The 7,222-nt window shown below is 35.2% G+C and carries 5 protein-coding genes; 4 read left to right on the forward strand and 1 reads right to left on the reverse strand.

What is annotated here, in order from left to right; all coding sequences use genetic code 11:
• Nucleotides 1-61 precede the first annotated feature (61 nt).
• Nucleotides 62-1,705 (reverse strand): transcriptional regulator, encoded by a 1,644-nt coding sequence (locus tag JZY04_RS20500; protein WP_255584468.1) that lies wholly within the window; start codon nt 1,703-1,705, stop codon nt 62-64.
• A gap of 962 nt (nt 1,706-2,667) precedes the next feature.
• Between JZY04_RS20500 and JZY04_RS20505 the strand changes: the two genes are divergently transcribed.
• The 4 genes from JZY04_RS20505 (at nt 2,668) to JZY04_RS20520 (ending at nt 7,065) form a co-directional block, all read left to right on the forward strand.
• Nucleotides 2,668-3,885 carry a winged helix-turn-helix domain-containing protein gene (locus JZY04_RS20505; protein ID WP_122143707.1) on the forward strand — a complete coding sequence of 406 codons (1,218 nt, stop codon included), beginning with the start codon at nt 2,668-2,670 and terminating at the stop codon, nt 3,883-3,885.
• Between the two features lie 104 nt (nt 3,886-3,989).
• Nucleotides 3,990-4,229: an NVEALA domain-containing protein gene (locus JZY04_RS20510; RefSeq protein ID WP_005812437.1), complete on the forward strand. Its 240-nt coding sequence runs from the start codon at nt 3,990-3,992 to the stop codon at nt 4,227-4,229.
• A 168-nt stretch (nt 4,230-4,397) separates the two neighbouring features.
• Nucleotides 4,398-5,465: a BF3164 family lipoprotein gene (locus tag JZY04_RS20515; RefSeq protein WP_122143708.1), complete on the forward strand. Its 1,068-nt coding sequence runs from the start codon at nt 4,398-4,400 to the stop codon at nt 5,463-5,465.
• Between the two features lie 406 nt (nt 5,466-5,871).
• A complete protein-coding gene (locus tag JZY04_RS20520) occupies nt 5,872-7,065 on the forward strand; it encodes a hypothetical protein (RefSeq protein ID WP_255584469.1) in 1,194 nt (397 codons plus the stop codon).
• Nucleotides 7,066-7,222 lie beyond the last annotated feature (157 nt).

Genomic DNA, 7,222 nt, shown 5'->3' on the forward strand with positions numbered 1-7,222 from the left:
GCCATTGAAGTGAACTTTATCAATGACGGGCAACTTACTATCTTTTGATTTTATGTCGAACTCACGTTAAATAGGTTGCTATTTCTGTAACGGTGTATTTTTGTGTAACCAGTAAAATTTTGGCTTTATTCATTTTAAAATAATACATGTACTCTGCAGGTGCTTTATCTGTAATCTCTTTTAATTTAGTATAGAATGTAGTACGGCACATTCCCATATCGGCGCTTAACATGTCGACCGTATAATTGTCTGATGAGAGATTCTTTTCCAGAAGCTTATTTACTTTATCCATAAATAGAGTGTTCTCTTCACTCTTCGCAGTTGTCTCAGGGAGGTCGGCAGGCAAATTGGTTTCCAGAAGCTGTTTGATACGTTTATGCTTATTTATAAGTACTTGTATATCCGCTTTAAGCCTGCAAATACTGATTGCACGTGGTGCCAATTTATCTACTCCACAATGGATATGGGTGAGATAACTCCTATTATCATTGAAGTTCATCAGGAGAATGGCGGGAGTTTGAACCATGCTGGCATTTGATTTTATCCGGGAATAAATTTCTTTTCCGCCTATACCGTTCACTATTTCATCAATAATGATAATATCTGGTGTTCGCTGACCGGAGAAATTGGATAAACGTTCCGGATTATTAAGAATAGTTATCCGGAAGAGGGTTGAGAGGGCTCCATTTAAGTAGCTGCTCAACTCATTGTCTGACATGACTAACAGTACGTGTGACCTATTTTTATCAGAACGGCCCATCTTGCCATCTTTTATGGTAGGAATTTCCACTTCCGGACATTGGATTGTATTGCAGCAACCGTTTATGGGAACGATAACTTGAAAAGTAATAATTCGCCTATGGCAATCCCCGATTAATTTTCCACCATGTAAGCGGATTATCTTCTTTATGATTTGAAGATTCCCACAGTGGTATATCAACATAAGGGCAGAGAGTAGAGAAAGTAACTTTTTATTGTCCTGTTTGCATTCTGGTCCATTGGTAATCCGGAGGCTCCAATGGTTGTTCAGGTGAGACACGTTCATATTAATGCAACCTTTGCAAGGTGTGGCATCGATTATTTTACTCAATAGGCATTGTAAGGCTGCAGTCATGGTAATTTCGTCTACCCGGCAACTGATATAGCCGAAATCTTTGCTGACGTTTAATTGTATCTGGCGAGTATTGGCATAACTCTGGCATTGATTGGTGATTGAGGTAATGAAAGTGTAAAGTTCAAACTCAATGGGAGAACCAGGATATATTTCATTCTCTATATTGCTGAATATTCCAATATTCTGGTAGCTGTTCATGATGTGGCTGGTGTAGCCGAGCACTCGCTTTAACTTTTGAGATGTAGGTTCAGGAAGGTTGTCAGAGGCGATTTCTTCCAGTAAGTGATGCATCAGAGTCAGTGGGGTTTGAGTTTTATGAGCTATGTTTTGAACAATGCCCAGTTTTTCGTGGGAAAAGAGTTTCGTGTTATACATGATTCTATAACGTATCATGAGAACAATAAACAACCCTATTACTAAACCCTCAATCGGGTATACCCATGACATCTGCCATAAGAAAGCAGGTATAAAAGTAGCTGTTTGGTACTGACTTGTAAGGTCGAGTTGTACATCGGTTTGCATACAAGGACATACATCATTAAATGGTGTGTCCAATAAGATCAACTGTAAAAATAGAATAACTGGTTCCATAACTGTATTTAGATAATTATTAATATTGTTTTCATAGTTAAACCATCATTTTTTCAAACTTCTTTTTTGGGGGGAATTCCCAATTAGTCGTTGGTGCTGCAATTATAGGGCTTTTTGTACAGCTTGATTGGGTATAATCTTTTAAAAGATATGGGTAATATCTGGTAACGGATTTTAATGTATATATTTACGATTGTTTTAGACTTTGCCGTATGGAGGGGATTTTATAGTTGTGAGGTAATCAGGTTTATTTTCATGATCTATGCTTCACTTATCAGATTTTGCCCGCTTATTATTTATATTTAGATACTGATTGATTACATAAAAAATGGTAAAAATAACTCCCAGGGATAAAAATAACTCCTGGTTACATACTTTATGGTACCTTCTGATAGTGGAATAATCGTAATGTCAGAATAGCTCCCTTTATGTTTGCAGATGCTTTTATGAATGTTTTATCATTTTTTAAATATTTGATATTTAGACGATTGCTTAATGTCGAGATCTTTTCCTTAGACAATTTTTTTGTTTTATACATTGAGTTGGGGGAGAGTGAGGCTGTTAAAACAATATTACCCTGACACCCAGCCTCGATTTCTTATCTGTTAATTGTATGTGCTTCTTTTAATTAAAAAGAATGTATTACTTTTTATTACCTGTTAATGGGTTGGTTTTTAATAATGTGATGGTATGTAATAAATTGTAATGCGTTGAAATGGACGTATTATGTCAAAATTTCTTTTTTAGCCTAATCGTTAAATTATTTTAGAATTTAATATGGGAAATGCCGTGAAATCAATAATCTTTTGATTATTGTTGTTTGAGGTAAACATTTAGGGTTCTATTTTTTATATCAATAATCGGGCGATTGTATGTTTATCCTCTGTTAATCAGTGAAATTGGTAGTGAGATTTTGAGATAATATTGTAAAGTATTACATTTGTTTGCAAAAACAAACTACGATGAAACGCTCTAGATTATTTTTATGGATTTTGGGTATAATAATGCAAGCATTTTTGGTCAGCATTCATTTCTATCAGAAAAATGTGGAGGCAATGTGCACCGAATCGGAAGACCTTTTAGTAGAAGTGCTCGAGAAAGAGTTGCACAGAAAGCAGCAAGAGTTGAATCTGTTTTATGTTTCTAGAGTAGTAGTCGATACGGTTCCTTTGATAATTCGTGTTACGACAAGTGAAGGAGTTAAGTCTTATACCGTGGACGCAAAGAAAAGCAAAATGAATATTTCACAAAATATGGCAGAGCGGTCTTGGCATTCAGTTGTCTGCACAAAAAGTTGCCTATCTACAGACACTTTACAACAACTTTGGAATAAAGTACTCAAAAGACATAAAATCTTGGCTAAAACCGATGTACACATATCAATAACTCATTTGGATAATACTATCTCCCATTTTAAATGTAAGAATTGCAATGACCTTTGTTCTGGGACACACAAAATTACTTTTTATGTAGGTAATAGATGTGAACTTGAGATTATTGGTTTCTGGTCCTATTCATGGTGGGCTGTATATCAATATGATAGTATTCCATTTGAAGTAATAGGGATTGTGGCAGCCGCTCTTATCATTATTTTCTGTGGTTGGTATCTGGTGAAGAAGTATATAACTAAAATCCGAAATGATAAAAGACGTTTAGCTAATGATCGGGATCGTGAAAGAAAAGTTCGAATACAATTGGAAAAGGATCAGAAAAGGTTGGAGGCAAAACAAAGAGAATATGAAAAACGGATTAAAGACCTTTCAGCAAGAGGCGAAGAGCGTGAAGAAGAACGAAAAAATATGGAGAAAATACTGAAAGAGTATGAGATACAAATTCAAAAGCTTAAAGAATTAAGAGAGTCCGGGAAAGAACCATTACTTTATATATTGAGTCCGAAGGTCACTTTTGATTCTTATGCAAAGTTATTAATTTGTGGTGATCAAACAATTCCTCTTACTTCACAGGCCTGTAGACTTTTGGATGCTTTTCTGAATGCTCCTGAATATATTTTAACCTACGAAGAGTTATTGGAATGTTTGTGGAAAGATGGTAGTGGAGGCATGGTTCGTTTGCGTGTAGCTATTTCTCGTTTGCGTATTGTGTTGAGTGTAGATCCTGAGATTACTGTTTTTCAGAGGGATATTGATAAATATCAATTAGTACTGCCGGAAAAGGAATAATTTAGGGAACCTTTTATACTATGTAATAAATTGTAATGCAATATATGATATTTTATTAAGTAATGGCTTTTAACTTTGCAGTGAATAATTAAAACATATATCTTATGAAAATGAAGAACTATTTGAAAGCAACTTTTCTTTTGGTTGCTATCGTCTCGATTTGGTATTTAAAACCGGTGCAGAAATTTCAGGATGTAGATCCTCTTTTATTGCAGAATGTAGAAGCTTTGGCAAGTGGAGAAGAATCTTCGCAAACTCATTGTTATGGACGCGGATCAGTAGATTGTCCTGTTAGTCATGACAAGGTCGATATTGTATATGACGCATACAGTATAGGAGATTAAAGCAGTATTCAGTATTTAATCTTTGAAGATGAATTTATCAAAGGGAGTGGAAGTATTTCTATTCCCTTTAAAACAGGCAAATCAGTCACTTCCTAAAGGACTTTAAAGTAGAAACCTTTGGGTCTGAAAGCTAAGTAAAGCTTTTAGTCCGCCTAAAATCGAATGCTTATGAATAAAAATGTCAGTGTATTAATCTTAATAGGGATTATTCTTTTGGGGTGTCATCCGGCAAAAGAGAAGGTTGAGTTTTCAAACGAAGTTATTTGTAGCGATAGCATATCACGGGAACTGGTTGTTTTAAATGATACGTTTTTATTTTCGTATCCTTTGCAAATAGAACTTATAGACTCAATGCTACTGGTGTTGGATAATGTTAATAATAACTTCTTTCATCTGTTTACTCTAAAGGGAGTACCTGTAAAATCATTTGGAGAAAAAGGTCAGGGACCTGCTGATTTTATAAATGTGGGGGCATTCAATTTATCTGAAGATGGAAAAAACATGTATGCATACGATTCTTCAATGCGTAAAATAGTGAAATATGATGTCTCTTCTTTTTTAAAAGATTCATTGAAATTTGAAGTTATGCAAGTGAATTATGGTAGCTTACCACACTCTGAAGTACCCACAATAATCTATGATATGCTTTCTCTTAAAGATTCGGATTTTCTTGTAAAAGCGAACCATAAGGATCTTCGGTTTGGATTATTAAAAGATGGAAAGATTACTCAATTATACAATTCTTTCTCTGATTGTTTAAATACAAATAATGAAGAAGAAGTATGGTCGGTTTTCTGTAGTAATACCAAAACCAAGTTAAAACCGGACAGGACGAAGATGTTGAATGCGACCTATCTGGGAGGGATCTTGGAGCTATTTGACTTGGACGAAAATTGTCGTTTGTCATTGAATAAAACGCTTTATATTTACGAACCTAAATATGGTATTGCTGAAGGAGCAATTCCGGCGTATGTAGTTTCCAATGAAACGACTCAGATTGGTTTCGAAGATGTATATGCAACAAATAATAGTATTTATGCATTATTGCATAATAGAGGAAACGAAGCTTTACCTTCAGAGATTACTGTATTTAGTTGGCAAGGACTTCCAACAAGTAAAATTAAGGCTAACCATGGTCTTGTAAATATAGCTGTGGATGAGAAAAACAATCTAATCTATGTAATTGCGGAAAGTGAACAGAATGCTTATGAACTGTCTTGCTTATCTTTAAATTGATATGTATTCTACAATTTTCAAGAATAAAGCAAGCTGTCTATAAACGGTTTTCCGCTTAAATAGATTCACTACGGGGTGATGCTACTAAAAAACAGAAAGAAGTTAAGAAACCAATCTTAAAACGGCAAATCACTTTACTAAAAGCTCTAAAACGTAGGAGGTAAACTTGCTCAGGTCAGTAATTAAAGTTCATCTTAGCACGCAAGATGTACATCTTACGCGCCAAGATAGACATCTTGCGCCTTAAGATGCGTATCTTGGCTGTCAAGATGAACTTAGACTGTATGAAGAAAATATTTTTCTAAGAATCATAAGATACTTTAATCTGCATCTTGTGGAATTTGAGTGTTAATTTCAATAACTTGCCATTGTGTTTCTTCTAAATCCGTACAATACATACATTGTCATGAATAAGCAGTATGTTAGTTATTATTTCTTTCAAAGGAATAAGAAGTTGATGCGTATAAAGGCAGAAAACCTATTTATACAAGTGTTGAAAGATGAAATGAAAAAGAAAGGGGAAGCATTGGATTTATTTTATTCTTTTTCAGGGATATCAAGTGACACGATACCTTTAACTATTTCGATTATGACCGAAACCGGATCCAGACAGTATAAAGTGGATGTTGCGAAGAGCCGGAAAAATCTTTCTCAGATATCGAGAGAACGTTCATTACACTCTGTTATTTGTTCCGAGAAGCAGTTATCTCCCATGACTTTGAGTCAGACCTGGGCGGATAGCCTGCAAACACGACATATTCTGGCAAGAGTTGCGATAGAAATAGTAACTACAGACTTGGAAAATAGGATCTTATATAGAAAAAGCCAAACTGTCAATCTGTCTCCAGAGTTGAAGTTTGTTGTTTATTTGGGGGAGAGATGTGAAATAGAGGTTTCCGGTTTTTTATTTTATACTTGGTGGTCGGTTTGTAGATANTCCGGTTTTTTATTTTATACTTGGTGGTCGGTTTGTAGATATCATTTCTTTCCATTCGGAATGATTGTTGGTATAGCTTTGTGTTTGATTGTTTTTTTGATCTATTTGTTTAGGGTGAGAAAGCACTTGTTTAAAACACAGTCTGAGTGTGGACTATTGGTGGAGAAGCTAAACAAAGAAGAAAAAAAATTAGAAGAGTTAGAGAGTATATGGGATCAATATGCGCAACAGGTTGAAATGGAGCAATCTGATGCTCGGGAAAAGGACATGCTGTTGAAGGATCTGGAGCAAAAGTCAAAGGCGTACGAAGGGCAAATAGCGGAACTAAAAAAGGCAAAAGAACTGTTGGGAACAAAATCCTTGATCTATAAATTGAGTCCTATACTGACCTTTGATGTATATAAAAAGACACTGGAGTGCAATGAGGAAATAATTTCACTTAATCTCCAGTCCTCTACTCTCTTGCTGGTTTTCTTAAATGCTACTGATTGTCAATTGACACGTAAGGAAATCGAGAAGTGTTTATCCGGAGGGAGTCGGGAGTGTTTCCGGACAGCTAAGCACCGCTTAGTTAAGGTACTTCAAATCGATCCTTCTATTTCTATTGTTCAGCACAATAGGGATCTTTTTCAGTTGCAACTGCCGGAAATTGAGGTCTTGTAGCGCTTTGTAACGCACTATATGGTGAGTATAAGAAAAATATGGCTTATATTTGCACGTATTTAAAACGTATATAGACATGAAAAACACTTTGGTATAACTTCCTGCATTGTTAATCTAATCTAATAAAGTTATGAAGAATATCTTGTTAACACTTCTC

The sequence above is a fragment of the Bacteroides sp. 11BF genome (genome assembly GCF_019633765.1).
GTDB classification, from domain to species: domain Bacteria; phylum Bacteroidota; class Bacteroidia; order Bacteroidales; family Bacteroidaceae; genus Bacteroides; species Bacteroides hominis.